A 19,603-nucleotide genomic window follows, 5' to 3' on the forward strand; every position below is an offset into this window, starting at 1 on the left:
ATCAGCTCCTTCGTCGCGGCGTACACAAAAGCGTTGCGGCGCTGGAGAAAGACGTCCGTGAGTGGATCAAGACGTGGAACGAGGACCCGAAGCCGTTCGTCTGGAAGAAGACCGCGGAGGAGATCCTTGACTCTCTCGCACAATATATCTCACGAATTTCCGGCGCGAAACACTAGTGCTGGCGGAATCGGTTGTCGTGACGGGGACTCGCGCGCCTGAGCGGGCAACTCAGCTGCCGGGAAGGGGGACACGCGCGTCGCGAGAGGGCGCCGCGCGTTTGAGCGTCCGGATCACCGGGGCGGTCTCGATGTGCCCGATGGCCTCGATCCGGCCGATCCGGTCGGTCAGGTACGTGTACAGCGCGTCGACATCCCGGCAGATCACGTTGGCGAGCAGGTTGGTCTGGCCGGTGGTCGCCGCGACGAACGCGACTTCCGGCTGCCCGGCCAGCCCCTCCGCGACCGCCACCAGGCGGGTGGGGTGCACGGACAGCCAGAGAAGCGCCTGCGTGTGGAACCCGAGCGGCACCGGATCGATGTCGAGGTCCAGATACAGCACGCCGGACCGGCGAAGCTGATGTACCCGGCGCCGGACGGTGGCCTCGGCCATTCCGGTGGCTTCGGCGAGTTCGGCGAAGGTGGCCCGGCCGTCCTGCCGCAGCAGGGCGAGCAGGGGCTCGTCGCCGGACACGTCGACGGGTTGATCGTCGACCGGCTCCGGTGCGGGAGTCAGCCGCGCCGCTTGTTCCGCGCTGAGCGTCGCCGCGCGCCCGGCCCAGGCGACGGGCCCGCCCACGAAGGTGCGCAGCAGGCAATGCGCGGACACCGAGACCACGCGCGGGGTTTTGGGAAGTTGCTGGAGCAGCAGCGCGTCCGGCGCATGAGCGGCTCGCGTGAGGCAAACGATTTCGGTGCCGCCCGAGGTGAGCCGGACCCAGGAGGTGTCCGTCCGGCGGGCCAGCGCTGTCGCGACCTTGAGCGCCGCGTCGGGCGTGCAGCGCAGCCGGACGAACCACTCCACCTGACCCAGCCGTCGTGCGTCGGTCATCCCCACGACTCGCAGGACGCCCTCGGCGCAAAGCCGCCGATACCGGCGGGCGACCGTCTGCTGGGACGTTCCCAGCACCTCGGCTATCTGGATGAACGGCGCACGCGGGTCGAGATGAAGTGCGTGAAGCAGGGCGCGATCGAGGTCGTCCAATGGCACATTCCAAATCCTAGACTTGCCTACTGGAACTTTCCGTCCTCTTGAGCGCTGTACGTGGAGATTCGATCGCCGCTTCCCTAGCTTCGTGGAGCGTGACTACTTCGCGTGCTTTCCGGGGGGACACCCCCGGATACCCTTACCGGTGGGCGGGGTTGGCGGCCCTTCTGCTCGCCGAGGCCATGAACCTCCTCGACACCACGATCGTGCAGGTCGCCTCGCCCGTGATCCGGGCCGGCCTGGGAGCCACGGACGGCCAGACACAGTGGCTGACCGCGGGTTACACCCTGCCGTTCGCACTGCTGCTGATCACCGGCGGCAGGCTCGGCGACATCCTGGGACGCCGGCGCGTCTTCGCCGGCGGTGTCGTGCTGTTCATCCTGTGTTCGGCACTGTGCGCGGCAGCGCCCGGCGTACCGCTCCTGCTGGCGGCTCGTGCCCTGCAGGGCGCCGGCGCGGCGCTGATCATCCCACAGACCTTCGGACTGATCCGCGCCATGTTCGCCGGAGACGAACTGCCCAAGGCGCTGGGCACGATCGGCCCGGTGATGGCGCTGGCTTCGGTGTGCGGTCCCGTCCTCGGCGGCCTGCTCACCGACGCCGACCTCTTCGGCACCGGATGGCGTTCGGTGTTCCTGGTCAACGTGCCGCTGGGGCTGGTGGTGCTGCTGGGCGTGCCGCTGCTCACCGAGGACCGGTCCCCGGCCGCCCGCCGACTCGACCTCACCGGCACGGTGCTGGCCGCCGTCGCGACCGGCCTGCTGATCTATCCACTCGTGCAGGGCAACGACGCGGGTTGGCCACTGTGGACGTGGCTGTGCATGCTGCTGGGCGTGGTGCTCCTGGTGGCGTTCACCTGGCACCAGCGACGTGCGGCGAACCCGCTGGTCGAGCCCGGGCTGTTCCGCAACCGCGTGTTTCCCTCCTCAATGGCCGGCGCGGTGCTGTTCTTCGCGGTGATGAACGGCCTGATGTTCGTGCTCGTCGTGTTTCTCCAGGTCGGTCACGGCGTTCGCCCGTCCGGCGCGGGAATCGCGATGCTGCCGTGGTCGATCGGGCTCACGTTCGGGTCGCTGCTCACCGGACGGGTGCTGGTGCCCCGGTTCGGGGCCCGCGTGATGCGGGCCGGTGTGGTCGTCGTGATCGTGGGCCTTGCCGGTATCGCGGTGTTCGGCACGGTTTGGCCTGCGCTGCTGGTTTCGGGGACCGGCATGGGCATGTTCACCGTGCCGTTCTTCGGCAACGCGCTCTCCGGAGTCGGTCACCACGAGACCGGATCCGCGTCCGGGCTGCTCAACGCGGTGCAGCAGCTTGGCTCGACGCTCGGAGTCGCGCTGCTCGGCGCCGCCTTCTTCCACCTGCCGCCCGTGACCGGGGTGCGACTTGCGCTGTGGGTGGCGATCGGCATGCTCGCCGTGGTCTTCGGGCTGACACGTGCGATCCTGTCGCCAGGGGATGTCGAGAATCGTGAGCCGGCTCCGTCCAGCCCTTGAGTGCGTCAAAATGGACGCATCGAGGTAGGAGGCAGACGTGCCCAAGTTCCTGCTGTTGCAGAACTACGCCGGCGGCGAGGGGTGCTCGGTGCCCATGAGCGAGTGGACACCGGAGGAGATCAAGGCCCACATCGACTTCCAAATGAGTCTCAACCAGGAGCTCGTCGAGAAGGGCGAGCTGGTCGAGGCACTTGGGCTGGCGGGGCCGGAACTGGCCAAGGTCGTGACCTCCGACGGCGTACGCGCGCCGGTGGTCACCGACGGCCCGTTCCCGGAAACGAAGGACCTGGTCGCCGGCTACCGGATGGTCGACGTCGAGTCCGAGAAGCGTGCCATCGAGATCGCCGCACAGGCGTCGGCGGCGCCTGGTCCAGGTGGGGTGCCGATCCAGCAGCCGATCGAAGTGCGGCAGGTGATGGGCGCCCCGGGCGACGACCGGTGAGCACGGGCGCCGAGGACCTGCCGCGCGAACTCGCGCCGCAGGTCCTCGGCGCCGATGGTCGCGCTGAATCCGGCGGGCGCCGCGGCCATGGTCCACATGGTCCACGGCGCCGCCATCGGGCTGAAACTGCTCGGCTGCTCGACGAACCCCTCGCCGGCCTTGACGCCGAGCGCGCCCATCTGCTCGGCATGGCCGGCGATGTCGAAGCCGCCGTGACTCACTACTCCGCCGCGGCGAGCCGGACGACGAGCCTCCCCGAACAGCACTACCTGACCACGAAGGCCGACCGTTTGGCCCGGTCCCGCTAGGAGAACAGTTTGGCCAGAGCGGGGTGCCGCTGCAGGGTGATCGTGCTTTTCACGATCGTTTCCTTGTACAGCGCGGCAAGCCGGCCGGTCAGCACCGCTTCGATCGGGCTGTCGTCGGCACGGACGAACTGGATGAGCCCGTCCCGCCTGCCGAGGCTGATGCACTGGATGAAGTACCGGAAACGCAACGGCTTCGGCTCCCGGCCCGCGAGCCGGTCGGCGAGCGCGCCGACGGCCTGCGCGGCGGCCGGCAGCCCGGTGGCGCAGGCCATGCGCAGTTCCTGCCCGTCCGGCCGGCGCGCCGCGGCGGCGTCCCCGACCCCGTACACCTCCGGATGGGACACCGACCGCAGGGTCTCGTCGACGATCATGCGACCGTTGGCGTCGACCGCGAATCCGGCCTCACGGGCCAGTGGTGACACACGAAATCCAGTGGTCCAGACCACGGCCTCGGCAGAGACGTGTGCGCCGTCGGAGAGCAGCAGCCCGTCCGCCCGAACCTCGGTAATCCGTGCCTGGTCGCGGATGTCGACACCGAGACGCTGGAAAGTGCGCCGCAGGTGACGCCTTCCGCGTTCGGACAGCGCACCACCGAAGGTACCGTTGGTCACCAGCCGCACCTTCACCTCCGGTGCGGACTCGGCCAGCTCCGTCGCCGCTTCGATCCCGGTCAGCCCGCCTCCGGCGACGGCGACGACCCCACCTTCGCGCAGGCGCTCACGCAGCAGTGCCGCCCGCTCGGCGTCCGAGACGGACCAGGCGTGTTCCGCCGCGCCAGGCACGGAATCGAGAGCCGCCTGACTGCCCAGCGCGTAGAACAGGACGTCGTAGTGCACCGGTTCGGCGCCGGCCAGCCGGACGGCTCGCTTCTGTGCATCGATCGCGATCACGCGGTCGACGACGAGCCTCACCCCCGAACCGTCGAGCAGTTCGGCGAGTGGCAGATCCCGCAACCGCTGGCCCGACGCGAACTGGTGCAGCCGCACGCGCTCGACGAACCGGTCCCCCGCGTTGATCAGCGTCACGGTCGCGCCGGTGCGCTTGGCCGCCAGCCGAGCGGCGAGCAGCCCCGCGTAACCGGCACCCAAAACCACGATGTTCGTCATGTCGTTCTCCCTTCCGCGGGTCTGAACCGGCGAAGGGAGCGATCCGTGACAACTCGTGACAGCGGTCACATTTTCTGCCGGGCCGCGAAGGCCAGCTTGTCCGGGTTCGCGACCGCGCGGACAGCGACAACGCGGTCACCCACCACTTCGGGAACGATGACGGAGGTGAGCACGCCTGCCTCGTGCACAACCACGGCCGGTTCCCCGTTCACCAAGCCGATCTCCAGCTCCGCGCCGGCTGCCCTCGGATGCCTCGCCAGCCCGGCGAGCAGTCGTACGACCCGGTCCCTGCCGAATACCGGTTGCCGCGCGGCCATCGCCTTGCCGCCACCGTCGGCCCAGGACACCGCGTCTTCGGCGAGCAACCGCTCGAGGCCCACCACGTCGCCGTCGAGCGTCGCGGCGAGAAAGCGCTCCACGATCTTCTTTTGTTGTTCGAGGCTGGGGGTGAAACGTTTGCGGGACTCGCCGACGTGCTCACGCGCCCGGCGATACAACTGCCGGACATGTGCCTCGTCCAGGTCAAGTATCTCGGCGATCTCGCGATGCCCGTAGTCGAACGCCTCTCGCAGCACGAAGACGGCCCGCTCCGGCGGAGTCAGCCGCTCCAGCAAGACCAGCATGCCGAGCGACACCGAGTCGCGCTGTTCCACGGTCTCCAACGGCCCGAGCACGCTTCCGTCGGTGAACACCGGTTCGGGCAGCCATGGCCCGACGTAGCGCTCCCGACGCGCTCGCGCCGAGGTAAGCCGGTTGAGGCAGAGGTTGGTGACCACCTTGGTCAGCCAGGCGCCCGGCACCTCGACCGACGCGCTGGCTTCCCAGCGCAGGTACGCGTCCTGCACCACGTCCTCGGCCTCGGATGCCTCGCCCAGCATCCGGTACGCCAGTCCGAACAGGCGCCCGCGCTCGGCCTCGAACCGTGCCAGCTTCTCCGACTGCTCAAGTTCGTCCACACCCACAGCTAAGCAGCATTCACGAAATCACCTCCCACCCACGCGTCGGCAACCTCGACCTGCCGGAGACCGCCGGAGTCGGCGATGTGCTTGAACCAGGCCGCGCACGCCGGCACGGTGTCGATCAGCCGCGCCGCCTCCTCGGCCTCAGCCCGCCCGCGCCAGAACACCACGTCCAGCCAGTCGCCGTCGTCCTCCCGGATCAGGAACGCGGCGAGGCCGGCGGGAAACCGGCGCCGCATGGCCGCCACCATGGCGGGCCGCTCGGCGCGGAAAACATCCTCCGCGCCTTCGTGGATCGCGAAGCGGGCAAACTCGATCACCATGCTCCGCACAGTAGCCGGGCCCACCGACAGTTTTGTTCAAGCACGTGTGCGGGCAGCCAGGCCACGGCGTTGATCGCTGGTTTCCGGTGACCGAGATGGCGGCCTGCCTCCCCGCCCCCGTACACGGTTGTTGTCGAGCGACAGGTGCCCATCGGGGGTTCGTCGGCGTACCCGGCAACATGGTTCAAGCACGTGTGCGGGCAGCCAGGACGCGGCACTGATCGCCAATTTCCGGTCAACCAGGATGGCGGCCTGCCTCCCGCCCCCGGTACACCGTTGTTGTCGACCACCGGGTGCCCATCGCCTGTCCTGCATGGTGTACCCGGCAGCACGGTTCGCCGGCTCTCCGCACCGCCCTCACCGCACTCCTCTCCCGGGCTTGACCGGACCTCCCCGACACCGCCAACGCGGAACACGCACGCTGCTGCCGGTGATCCCCGCTCCTCCTACGCCTTGACGGCTTGGAGGGTGTAGGTCGCGGGCAGGCGGCCGGGCTGGTCGCGCAGGCACCACTCACCGGCCGAGTTCATCTCCATCTGCCCCGGCAACGCGTTCCAGTGCACGCTGTCGTGCTCGACGAACTGGGTCAACCGGAGCCCGGCGCCGAGCACCGCGGTGATGATCTCGCCGACACCGTGGTTCCAGGTGTGACTCAGGCCGTGCTCGAACACCGCGTCGTTCTCCACATAGGTCTCCGGCTCGTCGAAGACCAGCGGTTCGGGGTGCTCGAAGTACGGGTACCGCAGGACGAGCCCGTCGGCCCGCTCGTCGAGCGCCCACAACACCGGATGGCCCTCGCGGATGAACAGGCGCCCACCAGGACGCAGCAGGCCGCTCACCACGCGAGCCCACCGTGCCACGTCCGGCAGCCAGCACAACGCACCGATACCGGTGTAAACGAGGTCGAAGGACTCCGCCCCGAGCGCGTCCACGGCGTCGTAGACGTTCGCCTCGACGAAGTCGAGGTCCGCACCGGCGCCTTCGGCCAGCCGCCGCGCGTGTACCAGGGATTCCGGGGACAGATCCAGCCCGGTCATCTTCGCGCCGAGCCGGGACAGGGAAAGCGTGTCGGTGCCGATGTGGCACTGCAGGTGCACCCCGCGCAGCCCGGTCACATCGCCCAGGCGCGGCAGGTCGAACCGCACCACGTTGCTCAGATGCCCGGGATCACGGCAGAACCGTTCGAACCCGTATTCCACGGACCCGGCGTGTATCGGCGCGCGCTCGTCCCACTTGGCCTTGTTGACCACCAGGTAGTCGTCCATCCGGACAGCATCACATCGCGGGCCGCGGGACGTCGACGGAGTTTCAGCCTCGGGTGGGCCCGCTGACTCAGTCCTCGAAAACGGGAATCCCGGCGCGCACGCTTTCGGCTCGGCCCTTCGGCTCCTCCCAGTCTTCCTGCCGGCCGAGCGCGGTCAGGTCGAGGAAGTAGTAGGAGCCGCCGGTCATTTCGCATCCACGCGCATACGTCGAATAGGTGTGGTGGACGCGGTCGCCGTGCCGCAGGAAACAGCTGTAGCCCGGCCGTTCGAGCGGCCGCTCACCCTCGACAGCGCCCGGCGTGCCCGCCCGCTTGTGCTCCTCGAGGTTCCGGTAGTTGTACTCGACCGGCGCGACCGACTCGTCCAGGGTGACGTGGAAGTCGTAGTTGAAATCGCTGCCGTAGGCCGAACAAAACGGAAAATCCCATCCCCGGGCTGCCTGGTAGGCCGAAATCTTGGGCAGGGGTGCCCTGGCGACAACGACCAGCGACGTGTCCCGCGCGTGCAGATGGTTCAGCAGGCCGGCCGAGATCTCGTCGCATCCGGCCGTGCAACTCGGGCAGCCTTCGTCCCAGTCCGGGCCGAACATGAAGTGGTACACGATCAGCTGGCCGCGGCCTTCGAAGAGGTCCGCCAGCGTGACCTTGCCGTCCGGCCCCTCGAAGAGGTAGTCCTTGTCGATCTCGACCATCGGCAGACGCCGGCGCTCCGCGTTGAGTGCGTCCCGCGCCCGGGTCAGCTCCTTCTCCTTGGCCAGCAACTCCTTGCGCGCGGCCACCCATTCCTGCCGGGAAACGACCTCGGGAAGGCTCATCTTGTGCTCCTCACTCTTCTGGATGTCACCAGTTGAGACCGGCCAAGGCGCGAGAACTCGTCGGCGCGGCAGGAACTCGTCGAGCGCGGCGCTGACCGGTCCGGCGCACGCCCCAGCCGTTCCAAGCGAGGGTGGCCGGAATGAACCAGCGGGTGCGCGAAGGCACGACTTGGGTTACCATCCCGTCGGTTTCGCCCGAACGTGCCCGGCCTTCGAAGGCGTCGAAGGGGAAGTCCGTGGTGGCGAGCAATGCCAGCGATGCGCTCGGGCGCACGCGACTTACTCGAGCGGACGAGAACTGATCACTGGCCCGGCCGCGCTTCACTTACCACTTTCGACGGAGGCGCTTCGCGCGCCTTCTACGACAGTGCCCTCCCTCGCCCTCCCTCGCGAGTGCCAGCAACTCGTCGACCGGCCACTGGTCGTAGACATGCTCCCCGTGCTTGCTTGCCAGCACCCGGCCATCGCTCGCGATCAGGAAGTCCGCGGGCAGGCCGAGCCGTCCACCATGCGGTTTGCGCGAAGCCAGCGGTTGCCGCCGCACCAGGCCGACGAACACGGCGCGCAGGATCGGGCCCCACGCGCGGGGATTCAGCAGCGAACGTGGCGACGACGCCACCCCGAATTCCCGGTAGAGCACTTTGTCCGGATCGGGCACCACGGCGAACGGCAGGCCCTCGACGTGCACCCGCAGTTCATCGGCCGGGGTATGGAAGAGCACGACTTCACGAATTCCGGCCGCGAGTATTTCGTCGTGCCGGTTTACCACTTCGCGCAGATGCAGATTGCACACGGGACAGCCCGCGAAGCGCCGGAACTGGAGGTGGACTGTTCGCTCGGGATCCGGAACCCGGATCGTCTCGCCGGTGACGGTCTGTAGTTCACGGTCGGTTGTCCGGTTCGGCACGGCGATCTCCCTCGTAAGCGTGCGTCGTACGCTTACGACGCTATGCGCGTATGTTGTACGCTGTCAACCAGGATGCCTCGCCCACGCTCGCTCACCGACACCGGAATCGCCGCCGCGGCGCTCGCCGTGCTCGACCGCGAAGGTCTCGACGGGTTGTCGATGCGCACGGTCGCGGCGGAACTCGGCGTCGGCACGATGTCGCTGTACCGCTACGTAACCGACCGCGGGCAACTCGAAGGACTCGTCATCGAGCTCGTGCTCGACAAGGTCGACCTGACCGTGCCGGCCCGCGCACCGGCGGCGAAACGGTTAACCGTCCTCGCCGAACGAGCACGCCAGGCCGTCGGCGAACATTTGGCCGTGGTACCACTGCTGCTGACCCACCGGCATCTTTCCGTTGCCAGCAGACGGTGGGGCGAAGCGGTGCTCGGCGTGCTGACGGACGTGGGATTCACCGGCAAGCGGCGGGTGATCGCGTTCCGAGCGCTGCTGAGCTACCTGCTCGGCACACTCCAGACGACGTATTTCGGCCCACTTTCCGGCGGCGGCACCGCGGCCATGGCCGAACTGCCGGTCGAGGACTACCCATTCCTCCGCGACACCGCACGGCACGCCCAGCGCGTCACTCCCGATGAGGAATTCCACCGCGGCCTGGAAATCGTCCTCCGCGGCCTCGGCCTTTCCTAGGGCGCCCCCACCGCCCTGACAAGTCCGCACATCCCCGAACGCGGGATTCGCGCGCCGCGAGTGGGGACTCGCGAGTGGTGGGGTTGACATTATATGCCAACATGGCTATATTACCGACATGGCATCAATGTTCGAGGTGCTGGCCGAGCCACGGCGCCGGGAGATCCTCGACCTGCTCCGGACAAGTGAGCGCCCGGTCGGCGACCTGGTCGAACGGCTCGCCCTGACCCAGCCGGCGGTGTCCAAGCACCTGAAGGTGCTTCGCGAGGCCGGCCTGGTCGAGGTGCGCCAGGACGCCCAGCGCAGGTGGTACCGGCTGCGGGCGGCCCCGCTGGTGGAGATCGACGAGTGGCTCGCGCCGTACCGGCGGCTGTGGAACGACAGCCTGGACGCTCTCGAACACCACCTGGACACCATCCCCGACGACCCAGAGGAGTCCTAAGTGGACGCAAAACTGGAAACCATCAGCGGCAACGCGGTGCTGCGCTTCGAGCGGCGGTTCGCGCACCCGGTGGAAAAGGTGTGGCGGGCCGTCACCGACCCGGCGGAAATGGCGCACTGGTTCCCCGCCGCCATCGAAACCGAGCTGAAAGCGGGCGCGAAGATGCGGTTCGTCTTCCCGGACCAGGCCCCCATCGACGACAAGACCAGCGAGGGGGAAGTTCTCGAATTCGACCCCCCGAAGGTCTACGCGTTCCGGTGGAACGAGGACGTGCTCCGCTTCGAGCTCGTGCCGGAGGGGGACGGATGCCGCCTCTACTTCTCGCAGACCCTCGGCGGCGGCCCGCTCGGCCGGCTCGCCGCGGGCCGCAACGCGTCCGGCTGGGACACCTGCCTGGAGTCCCTGGCCGCCCGCCTCGACAACCGTGCTGCCGCGGCGAACCAGGACTGGCTCGGCCCGATGCTGCGTTACGTCGAGAAGTTCGGGCTGGACCAGGGTGAAGTCACCGCGGATGGGGTGCGCTTCGTCCGAGACCTGGTGTGGCGGCCCCTGGACGACGCCTGGGCCCGGCTGACCGACGGCAGACCGGTCGCGGTGGGCGACGCACCGCCCGCACCCGCCGCCATTCACCAGGTGCGCGCGGGCCAGGTCACCCGGGCCGAGGCGCCGCACGTGCTGGAGTACGAGTGGCGGCACGATGGCGAAGTAGCCGGCCGGGTGCGGTGGGAGTTCGTCTCGGACGGGGCCATCGGCGTTCGCGTCGAGGTGACCCAGACGATTCCCGAGCGGCCGGCAGGTCTCCGGGAAACCGCGCTCGAAGCCTGGCGGACCCGGCTCGGTGAATTCTTCACCTCGCTGTTCTCCGACTGAGGCTCAGGCCACACACACGGCCACTCGGTAGTCGTTAAGCTGCGGATTCATGAGCAGCGCGACGGAGCCGATCGGAACGCCACCGGCCGACGAGCCGGATATCCACACGACGGCCGGGAAGCTGGCCGACCTGTACCGGCGCTACGACGAAGCGGTGCACGCCGGGTCGGACCGGGCGGTCGAGCGGCAGCACGCGAAGGGCAAGAAGACCGCCCGCGAGCGGATCGACCTGCTGCTCGACCCCGGCTCGTTCGTCGAACTGGACGAGCTGGCCCGGCACCGTTCGACGAACTTCGGGCAGGAGAAGAACCGGCCCTACGGCGACGGTGTGGTAACCGGCTACGGCACGGTCGACGGCCGCCCGGTCTGCGTGTTCAGCCAGGACGTCACGGTGTTCGGCGGCTCGCTCGGCGAGGTGTACGGCGAGAAGATCGTCAAGGTGATGGATCTGGCCATCAAGACGGGCCGGCCGATCGTCGGGATCAACGAGGGCGGCGGGGCGCGCATCCAGGAGGGCGTGGTCTCGCTCGGCCTCTACGGCGAAATCTTCACCCGCAACGTCAAGGCCTCCGGGGTGGTCCCGCAGATCTCGCTGATCATGGGCGCCAACGCGGGCGGTCACGTCTACTCTCCCGCGCTGACCGACTTCGTGGTGATGGTCGACCAGACCTCGCACATGTTCATCACCGGCCCCGACGTGGTGAAGACGGTGACCGGCGAGGAGGTCACGTTCGAGGAGCTCGGCGGCGCGCGCACGCACAACACCAAGTCGGGCAACGCACACTACCTCGGCGCCGACGAGGAGGACGCGATCTCGTTCGTCAAGGAGCTGCTGTCGTTCCTGCCGTCGAACAATCTGTCCGATCCGCCGGTCTTCGACGCGCCCGAGCCCTCCGGTGAGTCCATTGCGGACGGAGTGACCGAGACCGACCTCGAGCTGAACACGCTCATCCCGGACTCCCCGAACCAGCCCTACGACATGCACGAAGTGATCACCCGCGTGCTCGACGAGGGCGAGTTCCTGGAGATCCAGGAACTGTTCGCGCCCAACGTCATCGTCGGTTTCGGCCGGGTCGACGGCCACGCGGTCGGCGTCGTGGCCAACCAGCCGACCCAGTTCGCGGGCTGCCTCGACATCGACGCCTCGGAAAAGGCCGCGCGGTTCGTGCGCACCTGCGACGCGTTCAACGTGCCGGTGCTGACCTTCGTCGACGTGCCGGGCTTCCTGCCGGGCACCGACCAGGAGTGGAACGGCATCATCCGGCGCGGCGCGAAGCTGATCTACGCCTACGCCGAGGCCACCGTCCCGCTGGTCACCGTGATCACCCGCAAGGCCTACGGCGGCGCCTACGACGTGATGGGATCCAAGCACCTCGGCGCCGACATCAACCTCGCCTGGCCGACCGCGCAGGTCGCGGTGATGGGGGCGCAGGGCGCGGCCAACATCGTGTACCGCAAGACCCTGGCCAAGGCGGCCGAGGAGGGCAAGGACGTCGAAGCGCTGCGTGCCCAGCTGATCCAGGAATACGAGGACGCCCTGCTCAACCCGTACGAAGCCGCCGAACGCGGGTACGTCGATTCGGTGATCGTCCCCGCCCACACGCGTGGCCATGTCGCCCGTGCGCTGTCGATGCTGCGCGAAAAGCGGGAGACCATGCCCCCGAAGAAGCACGGCAACATTCCGCTGTAGCCCTTGGAGGTAGGTGTGCGCGAGCGTCCGTTTCTGCGGGTGGTGCGCGGCGAGCCCGACGACATCGAACTGGCCGCGCTGACGGCCGTCCTGGCCGCCGCCGCGTCCGCTCCCCGCAAGCCGGAGAAGCCACGGCCCCGGTCGTCGTGGTCGGACCGGCTCGCGCTGCTCCGCCGGCCGGTCCATCCCGGCGAGGGCGCGTGGCGCGCCTCGGCTTTCCCTCGCTAGCCGGGTATTCCGCGCATGAGCCGCTGACCTGCGGCGATACCCAGGAGAGCATCTTGGTGCGGCCCGCTGACCAGACGAAACGTGTCCATGTGCGGAGAACGGGGCTAGCTCGCGCGGACCGCGATTCCGGTCGGCGGGTCGTCCTCCTCGGCGATGTGGACGATCAGTTCCGCCTCGGGCAACGCGAGCCGGGCATCGTCCTGTTCGGACGCCGGTATTCCGGACAGTTCCACCCGCAGCGCGCCCAGTGGCCGCAGCCGGACCAGCTCCGTGACCGGCACGGCATTGTGCACTACGAGATGCCCCAACGCGGGTAGTTCGCCGAGGGCCCGGACCTCGTCGAGGTTCGGGATGCCGTGCACCGTCACCTTTTCCAGCCCGCGCCAGCGCTGCACGCCGAGCAGGGACCGGGATCCGGGACGGCCGTCGAGCACGAGTTCGGTCAGGGGCAGGTCCGCGGGTAGCGGATCCAGCCCGCCGGCCAGTTCGGGGTGCCGGATCGACAGCAGCCGCACACGCGCGCCGGCCAGCGTGGCGAGCCGGGGCACGCGGCGGGCGGCGAAACCGCCGGTGGTGTGCAGGTACAGCTCCTCGACGTCAAGCCTGGCGAGCGCGGACAGGTCCTCCAGCGCGCTGTAGCCGGAGATCCGCAGCACCCGGAGCCGGTCGCAGCCGGCGAGCCCGGCCAGCGAACGCTCCACCTCGTTGGACCGGATCTCCAGCTGCCTGAGGTGGGCGATCTCGGCGAGCGGCCGGTGTCCCTGGGCGGTCAGCCTGATGTCGCCGATCAGCTGGACCGCGGTGAGTTTCTCCAGGTGGCGCAGCCGCACCAAAACATCCCAGCGGTGCACCTCCAGCACCAGGTCACCGAAGTCTACTTTGGACAGCAGAGTGCGGGCGTAGTCCTCGGAGTGGTCGAACGCCCGCCATGCCCGCAAAAGTTCGTCGATGACCACGCCCTGGTCGGTGCCGGCGAACGCCTGGAGTTTCTCCCACGCCTCCTCCCCACCGACCATCGCCAGCGTCCGGATCACGCGGGCCGCGACGGCCGCCCTGGCCGCGCCGATCTCGCCCGCGTGCTTGCCGACCTCGACCGGTCCCGGCAGCAGGTCGGCCACGAACGAGCCCGCCCTGGCCAGCATCTCCGCGTCCTGGAAGGTGGCCGGCGGGATCAGCCGGCGCACGGCCGCGAGCACGTCCGTCCGCACGTGCTCGGGGTCGATCACGTCGACATAGCCCAGCGAGGCGGCGGCCAGCAGGGTCAGCCGGCCGGCCACCTCCTGGTCCTTGCGCGTGGCCCGTTTGTTCGCCCGCTCCAGTAGCCCGCCGAGCAGTTCCCCCGCCTCACGCGCCCGCGCCTGCGCCGCGGCCATGAAGATGACCTCGTTGAGCGAGTCGTCGTGGGCGTGCTCGATCAGGTAGCCGAGTTCACCCGCCTTGACGAACTCGCCCGCCGCGAGGAAGTCCCGGAACGTGCGGTGCACGAACTGGACGCGACCGTCCCGCATCCGCAGCAGCCCGGTGCGTTCCAGCATGTGCCGCAAGACCTGCGCCGGCAGCACCCCGGCGATCGAGGACCGCAGCCCGGACATCGCGCGACCGAACCGGCGTTCCGCGACTTCCACGTCGACCTGCAACTCACCACCGCGCACCATCGGCGCCGCGTACCGTTCCAGCAGGATGATCTTCTCCTTGGTGGACATCCGCAGCTCGTCCTCGACCGTGACCTCCCGCTGCACGTCCCACTGGCCCAGCAGTAGTTCCAGCGCCTTGTCCAGCAGTTCCTTGCGGCTTTGCGGGAGGTACATGTTCTCCTTGCGATACAACGCGCACAGCAGAGAGCACAGCAACGGGCTGGAGACCAGCGTCCGCACGTCGGGCCTGCCCGCCAGGCTGCGCACCAGCCGTTGTTCGCAGCCGTGGAGCCAGTCCTGCTGTTCCCGGTCGATCTCCAGGCCGCGCGCGGCCGTGTACCAGTGGCCGATGAGCTTGCGCTGGCCGTTGCTGCTCAACGGAAGCAGCTCGAAGCGCTGAAATCCGCCGTGCCTTCCGGGGACGTGCCCCTGGCCCTGGGGGCCGGCCGCCAGCCCCCCGGCCGGCCAGTCGTCGGGCACCGCGGACGGCCGGGTGGACACGACGTAACGCGCTTCGGGGTAGGCGCGCACCAGGCCGGCCAGCCACCGCTCGACCTCGGCACGCCGCTCCACCAACAGCTCGTCGACCCCGTCCACCAGCACCATCGCCCGGCCCGAGCGCAGCAACCCGCTCACCCAGCGCTCGGGTTTTTCACCGGCCAGCGCGCCCGCGGTCACCTTCACGAGGTCCTCCGGGTCCGGCAGTGCGCGGTCGCCGAACTGCCGCAGCGGCACGAAGAACGGCACCGCATCACCCCACTCGCGGCCCGAAACCGCGGCGCTGTACGCCAGCCAGCGCAGAAAGGTCGTCTTCCCGGCGCCCGCGCCGCCGATCAGCAGCACGCGCCGGGCGGACCGCATGGCGTTAACGCCGTCCGTTCCCGCTCCGGTCAGCTCGGTGTCGTCGGCGGACCGGTGGCGACGCGCGATGGACGGTGGCGTGTAGAAGCCGTCGAAGGCGTAGCTGGCCGGAGCACGGCCGATGCTCACTTGGAACAGCTCGAAGGTCGCGTTGTCCTCGGCGACATAGCCGACATACGAGCGCTCGAAGCCATCGGCCCGCGACCGAGGCTCGCGCGCCAGATCGGTGATCTGGTCCTTGAGCTGACCGACGCCGTCGGCTATCTCGGCGTGCACCGCGTGCATCAGGGCGTCGGCGGCCTGTGCGCGCCTCGCGATGTTCCGGCAGCTGTGCTTCAGCAGCCGGAAGTAGGCCTCCCGGCCCGGCGCGCCGAGCCCGGCCGAAGCCAGCGCGGGACGTCCGGCCGCACGGACTCGCGCCCGCAACCGGTTGGCGCTGACCAGCACGCTGGGCGCCGTCTCGGCCAGTTCCGCGATCCCGGCCACCCGCAGTGATTCCGCGACCGCCTCCTGCACGACCTCCCAGTCACCGGCGGCCAGGTCGGCGAACTCGACCCGGCGCAGCTCGGCGAGCTCTTTGGCGGCCTGAGCGAGGACCCGGTCCGGGTTCGCCGCGCGCGGCACCCTGCCGCGCTCGACCAGCCGGTTCGCCGTCTTGTCCACGGCCCACTGGTGCAGGGCCGAGAAGGTCGCGCCCAGCGCGGCCAGCAGCGCGGACGAAAGCGGATCCACCACGGACAACCCCCAGGTACTCCGGCCGATGCCCCCCGGCGAACTCCACGTTACCCAGCTCACAGAAGGCCGGTGTCGACGGCTTACACTCCAAGCCGTATAGTCCATGCGGAATAAACGAGATGGAGTCATCCGAAAGGGCTGATTGGGGTGGCCACTTCGAAGGCACCGCTGACCACACTGGCCATGGCAATCCTCGAACTGCTGCACGAGCGGCCGATGCACCCGTACGAGATGACGCAGCTGATGCGCGAGCGGCGGGTGGACCGGAGGGTGAAGCTACGGCCCGGCTCGCTTTATCACACGGTGGAGCGACTCGAAACCCAAGGACTCATCGAGGTCGTCGGCACGCAACGCCAGGGACGCCGCCCCGAACGGACCGTCTACGCCATGACCGACCAGGGCCGGGATACGTTCGCGGCACAGACCCGGGAAATGCTGTCGACCCTCGCACAGGACTACACCGCGTACCCGGTCGCCCTGTCCGCGGGCAGCGAACTCGAGCTACCGGACTTCCTCGAACAACTGAAGATGCGCGCGATGAACCTGCGCTCGCAGGTCGCCGCCGAGGAAGTCGTCGTCGACAAGGTGCGCGGGGACAACCTGCCCGAGATCTACTGGATCGACTTCGCGTTCGTCCACCACCAGCGAAAGTCCGAACTGGACTGGACCCTGAAGCTGATCGAAGACCTGGAAACAGGTTGCGTTCCCTGGCCGGATGACAAATCCGGCCAGAAAGAACTGTCCCTTGTAGAAGATGGGGAAGGCAATGATGAGAGGGCAAGCTAATCCCTGGGCCGCGCTCGGAGCGCTGTGCATAGGGTTCTTCATGATCCTGCTGGACACCACCATCGTGTCCATCGCGATCCCGGCCATGGTGCGCGGACTGAACACGGACCTGAACTCCGTGGTCTGGGTGATGAGCGTCTACCTGCTCACCTACGCGGTGCCGATGCTGTTCACCAGCAGGCTCGGCGACCGGTTCGGCCCGAAGCGGGTGTTCCTCGCCGGGCTGGTCGTGTTCACCGCCGCCTCACTGTGGTGCGGCCTGTCGGGCACGGCCGGAATGCTCATCTCCGCGCGCGCGGTGCAGGGGCTCGGCGCGGCACTGATGACCCCACAGACGCTGGCGTTCATCACTCATCTCTTCCCGCCCACCAAGCGCGGACCGGCCATGGGTCTCTGGGGTGGCGTCGCGGGCCTGGCCACGATCACGGGACCGCTACTCGGCGGCGTGCTGGTGGACGGCCTCGGCTGGGAATGGATCTTCTTCGTCAACGTGCCCGTCGGCCTCGCCGGGATCGTGCTGACCCTGCGGTGGGTGCCGGACTGGCGGCCGGGGCGCGCGCACTCCTTCGACGTGCCCGGCATCCTGCTCTCCGGCGCCGGGCTGTGCCTGCTCGTCTTCGGCCTCCAAAATGGACAGCACTACGACTGGGGGAAGGTGGCCGGGCCGGTCAACACCTTCGAGACCATCGCGGCCGGAGTCGTGCTGCTCGCCGCCTTCGTGGTGTGGCAACGGTTCAACCGCGCGGAGCCGCTGATCCCGCTGGCGGTGTTCGGCGACCGGAACTTCTCCGCGGGCACGCTGACCTCGGTCACCGTCGGATTCACGATGACATCGATGTTCCTGCCGATGGTGATCTTCCTCCAGGAAGTGCTCAACCTGTCGCCGACCAAGGCCGCACTCGTGACCGCGCCGATGTCGCTGCTGTCGGGCTTTGTCGCGCCGGTCGTCGGCCGTCTCTCGGACAAGGTCAACCCCAAGTATTTGGTGGTCACCGGACTGGTCACGCTGGTCGCGGGGCTCGGGCTGATCGCGCTGGCCGCGCACGCCACCGGCAGCCCGTGGGCGCTGCTCCCCGGACTGCTGCTGTGCGGGCTGGGCATCGGCACGGTGTTCCCGCCGATGAGCAACGCGACGATGAGCTCGGTCCAGCAGCGGCTGGCCGGAGCCGCCTCGGGCATCTTCAACACCGCGCGCCAGGTCGGTGGGGTGCTCGGCAGTGCCGCGACCGGGGTGCTGCTCCAGGCCCGGATCACCGCGTCGATGGCGGCCGAGCACGGCAACGCGCCGCTCGCCCTGACCGACGCCGCCCGCGAGACCCTGCTGCTGCCGATGGCCGTCCTGCTGCTGGGCGTCCTCGCCGCGGTGGCCATCCGCCGCCCGACGCCTCGAAGCCCGGTGTCCACTCCACAGACCGAGTCGGCCGTGGCGTAAGAGGTCGCGGAGGGGGTCTGGAGGCAAGCCCCAGATCGCGCTGGCGTGGCGGGTAATCTGCGGCTCGTGCGTTTCGTGCTCGCTTCCGCGTCCCCCGCCCGCCTCGGCGTGCTCCGCTCCGCCGGGATCGACCCGAGCGTGCTGGTGTCCGGCGTCGACGAAGATGCCGTCGCCGCGGCACTTTCCGACCCCACGCCCGCCGGACTGGTCACCGCGCTCGCGCTGGCGAAGGCGGAAGCGGTCGCGGAACGGGTCGCCGACGCCGAAGCAGTGGTGGTGGGCTGCGACTCGATGCTGTCGATCGGCGGCGAGATGGTCGGCAAACCGGGCGTGCCCGAGGTGGCCCGCAAGCGCTGGGCGCAGATGGCGGGCGGCAGCGGCGAACTGCTCACGGGTCACGCGGTGCTCCGGATCGAGGGCGGTCGCCGCACCCGGCAAGCCGTCGGCAGCCAGGTGACGACGGTCCGGTTCGCCGATTTGTCCCCCGACGAGTTGGAGGCGTACGTCGCCACGAGTGAACCCCTGGAAGTGGCGGGTGCGTTCACTCTGGACGGTCTCGGCGGCTGGTTCGTCGAAGGTATCGACGGCGACCCGTCCAGTGTCATCGGCATCAGCCTGCCCCTGACCCGGCGCCTTCTCGCCGAGGTCGGGGTCGGCGTCGTCGATCTCTGGCGCCGCTAGGAGCAGGGCCGCAGGTCGGCGGCGGTGACCCGGACATCGGGCCAGCCTCGCAATCCGCCCAGCGAGGAATACCGGCGGGTGCAGCCCGCGACCGACCCGTCGAGTGCGTAAACCTTCGCCAGCACGGGTGACGCCTGCACCACGACGACCTCCGGCGCGTCCCCGCCCGTGACGTTCGACAGCACGATCACGCCCGCGTCGGAAAAGTAGGGCTTGTCCACCGAACTCCAGCTCCCGCCCCGGTTGATCAGCAACTGCGCGATTTTCCCGCCGTCACGCGGCGCGAGGATCAGGCAGGCCGAAACCGAAGCGGGAAAGCAGGACAACGACTTGGCGTCCAGCCGCGCACCGAGCGCGGTCACCGTCGCCTCCAGGACGTCACCCCCGGCCTCGAACCGGCCGTTGTCCCCACGGGAGTTCGCCAGCAGCTGGACCGTCTGGCCGTTGACATTCTGAATGGCCAGCGCCTGGCACGGCCCGTCGCCGCAGCCGGCACCGGCCCCCACGCTGACCGGCAAACCCTCGGCACGCGGCGGGCCGCCCGGATTCCGTGGCCGCAGCACCACCACCGTGAGCAATGCCGCCGCCGTCACCACCACGGCGAACACGGCGGTGAAAAGCACCGTCCCCCCGACCTTCCGCACGTTTCGATTATGCGTGTTCCGCCGTGTCTCGTGAGCTGCCTCTCACCGCACGGGTACTACCGCGCCGTAAACTGCGACGAGGTAGCCAGTTCG

General features: G+C 69.0%; 20 protein-coding genes. 11 read left to right on the forward strand and 9 right to left on the reverse strand.

Going from position 1 to position 19,603, the window contains the following annotated elements; all coding sequences use genetic code 11:
* Nucleotides 1–228: 228 nt before the first annotated feature.
* Entirely contained in the window at nucleotides 229–1,206 is a 978-nt protein-coding gene (locus tag VJT49_RS21560) for an Lrp/AsnC family transcriptional regulator (RefSeq protein WP_324166690.1), read from the reverse strand.
* A 92-nt stretch (nucleotides 1,207–1,298) separates the two neighbouring features.
* Between VJT49_RS21560 and VJT49_RS21565 the strand changes: the two genes are divergently transcribed.
* Genes VJT49_RS21565 through VJT49_RS21575 form a run of 3 tightly spaced genes read left to right on the forward strand, consistent with a single transcriptional unit; the run spans nucleotide 1,299 to nucleotide 3,446 of the window.
* Nucleotides 1,299–2,696, forward strand: a complete 1,398-nt coding sequence (locus VJT49_RS21565) for an MFS transporter (RefSeq protein ID WP_324166691.1) — start codon at nucleotides 1,299–1,301, stop codon at nucleotides 2,694–2,696.
* Nucleotides 2,697–2,733: 37 nt separating this feature from the next.
* Complete coding sequence (locus VJT49_RS21570) at nucleotides 2,734–3,138, forward strand: YciI family protein (protein WP_324166692.1); 405 nt, start codon at nucleotides 2,734–2,736, stop codon at nucleotides 3,136–3,138.
* Nucleotides 3,135–3,446, forward strand: coding sequence for a hypothetical protein (locus tag VJT49_RS21575; RefSeq protein WP_324166693.1), 312 nt, complete (start codon nucleotides 3,135–3,137; stop codon nucleotides 3,444–3,446). Before VJT49_RS21570 ends, VJT49_RS21575 begins: the two co-directional genes overlap by 4 nt.
* On the opposite strand, the gene VJT49_RS21580 is transcribed toward VJT49_RS21575, so the two are convergent.
* The 6 genes from VJT49_RS21580 to VJT49_RS21605 all read right to left on the reverse strand — a co-directional run bounded on the left by VJT49_RS21580 (nucleotide 3,443) and on the right by VJT49_RS21605 (nucleotide 8,820).
* Complete coding sequence (locus VJT49_RS21580; RefSeq protein WP_324166694.1) at nucleotides 3,443–4,552, reverse strand: NAD(P)/FAD-dependent oxidoreductase; 1,110 nt, start codon at nucleotides 4,550–4,552, stop codon at nucleotides 3,443–3,445. The two genes, VJT49_RS21575 and VJT49_RS21580, sit on opposite strands and share 4 nt — an antisense overlap.
* A gap of 65 nt (nucleotides 4,553–4,617) precedes the next feature.
* The gene (locus tag VJT49_RS21585; RefSeq protein WP_324166695.1) at nucleotides 4,618–5,508 is read right to left on the reverse strand and encodes an RNA polymerase sigma-70 factor; all 891 of its coding nucleotides are present in this window, start codon (nucleotides 5,506–5,508) and stop codon (nucleotides 4,618–4,620) included.
* Nucleotides 5,509–5,516: 8 nt separating this feature from the next.
* Nucleotides 5,517–5,834, reverse strand: coding sequence for a hypothetical protein (locus tag VJT49_RS21590; RefSeq protein ID WP_324166696.1), 318 nt, complete (start codon nucleotides 5,832–5,834; stop codon nucleotides 5,517–5,519).
* Nucleotides 5,835–6,280: 446 nt separating this feature from the next.
* Nucleotides 6,281–7,099 (reverse strand): class I SAM-dependent methyltransferase, encoded by an 819-nt coding sequence (locus tag VJT49_RS21595; RefSeq protein ID WP_324166697.1) that lies wholly within the window; start codon nucleotides 7,097–7,099, stop codon nucleotides 6,281–6,283.
* 67 nt (nucleotides 7,100–7,166) lie between these two features.
* Nucleotides 7,167–7,913 carry a DUF899 domain-containing protein gene (locus tag VJT49_RS21600; RefSeq protein ID WP_324166698.1) on the reverse strand — a complete coding sequence of 249 codons (747 nt, stop codon included), beginning with the start codon at nucleotides 7,911–7,913 and terminating at the stop codon, nucleotides 7,167–7,169.
* A 325-nt stretch (nucleotides 7,914–8,238) separates the two neighbouring features.
* The gene (locus VJT49_RS21605) at nucleotides 8,239–8,820 is read right to left on the reverse strand and encodes a peroxiredoxin-like family protein (protein ID WP_324166699.1); all 582 of its coding nucleotides are present in this window, start codon (nucleotides 8,818–8,820) and stop codon (nucleotides 8,239–8,241) included.
* A gap of 72 nt (nucleotides 8,821–8,892) precedes the next feature.
* Between VJT49_RS21605 and VJT49_RS21610 the strand changes: the two genes are divergently transcribed.
* The 5 genes from VJT49_RS21610 (at nucleotide 8,893) to VJT49_RS21630 (ending at nucleotide 12,737) form a co-directional block, all read left to right on the forward strand.
* On the forward strand, nucleotides 8,893–9,507 hold the full coding sequence (locus tag VJT49_RS21610) for a TetR/AcrR family transcriptional regulator (protein ID WP_324166700.1): 615 nt from the start codon (nucleotides 8,893–8,895) through the stop codon (nucleotides 9,505–9,507).
* A 118-nt stretch (nucleotides 9,508–9,625) separates the two neighbouring features.
* Nucleotides 9,626–9,949, forward strand: a complete 324-nt coding sequence (locus VJT49_RS21615; RefSeq protein WP_324166701.1) for a metalloregulator ArsR/SmtB family transcription factor — start codon at nucleotides 9,626–9,628, stop codon at nucleotides 9,947–9,949.
* Nucleotides 9,950–10,819 (forward strand): SRPBCC family protein, encoded by an 870-nt coding sequence (locus VJT49_RS21620; protein WP_324166702.1) that lies wholly within the window; start codon nucleotides 9,950–9,952, stop codon nucleotides 10,817–10,819. It abuts the gene before it with no gap.
* A gap of 49 nt (nucleotides 10,820–10,868) precedes the next feature.
* A complete protein-coding gene (locus VJT49_RS21625) occupies nucleotides 10,869–12,509 on the forward strand; it encodes an acyl-CoA carboxylase subunit beta (RefSeq protein ID WP_324166703.1) in 1,641 nt (546 codons plus the stop codon).
* 15 nt (nucleotides 12,510–12,524) lie between these two features.
* The gene (locus tag VJT49_RS21630; RefSeq protein WP_324166704.1) at nucleotides 12,525–12,737 is read left to right on the forward strand and encodes an acyl-CoA carboxylase subunit epsilon; all 213 of its coding nucleotides are present in this window, start codon (nucleotides 12,525–12,527) and stop codon (nucleotides 12,735–12,737) included.
* 104 nt (nucleotides 12,738–12,841) lie between these two features.
* Here the strand turns inward: VJT49_RS21630 and VJT49_RS21635 are convergent, their stop codons facing one another.
* Entirely contained in the window at nucleotides 12,842–15,964 is a 3,123-nt protein-coding gene (locus VJT49_RS21635) for an NACHT domain-containing protein (protein WP_324166705.1), read from the reverse strand.
* 150 nt (nucleotides 15,965–16,114) lie between these two features.
* On the opposite strand from VJT49_RS21635, the gene VJT49_RS21640 reads away from it, so the two are divergent.
* The 3 genes from VJT49_RS21640 (at nucleotide 16,115) to VJT49_RS21650 (ending at nucleotide 18,866) form a co-directional block, all read left to right on the forward strand.
* The gene (locus VJT49_RS21640) at nucleotides 16,115–16,753 is read left to right on the forward strand and encodes a PadR family transcriptional regulator (protein ID WP_324166706.1); all 639 of its coding nucleotides are present in this window, start codon (nucleotides 16,115–16,117) and stop codon (nucleotides 16,751–16,753) included.
* Nucleotides 16,737–18,185 carry an MFS transporter gene (locus VJT49_RS21645; RefSeq protein ID WP_324166708.1) on the forward strand — a complete coding sequence of 483 codons (1,449 nt, stop codon included), beginning with the start codon at nucleotides 16,737–16,739 and terminating at the stop codon, nucleotides 18,183–18,185. The genes VJT49_RS21640 and VJT49_RS21645 overlap by 17 nt, the downstream gene beginning before the upstream one ends.
* A 66-nt stretch (nucleotides 18,186–18,251) precedes the next feature.
* A complete protein-coding gene (locus VJT49_RS21650) occupies nucleotides 18,252–18,866 on the forward strand; it encodes a nucleoside triphosphate pyrophosphatase (protein WP_324166709.1) in 615 nt (204 codons plus the stop codon).
* On the opposite strand, the gene VJT49_RS21655 is transcribed toward VJT49_RS21650, so the two are convergent.
* On the reverse strand, nucleotides 18,863–19,510 hold the full coding sequence (locus VJT49_RS21655) for a hypothetical protein (protein WP_324166710.1): 648 nt from the start codon (nucleotides 19,508–19,510) through the stop codon (nucleotides 18,863–18,865). The two genes, VJT49_RS21650 and VJT49_RS21655, sit on opposite strands and share 4 nt — an antisense overlap.
* Nucleotides 19,511–19,603 lie beyond the last annotated feature (93 nt).

Origin of the sequence: Amycolatopsis sp. (assembly GCF_035276945.1) — a bacterium.
Classification (GTDB): domain Bacteria; phylum Actinomycetota; class Actinomycetes; order Mycobacteriales; family Pseudonocardiaceae; genus Amycolatopsis_E.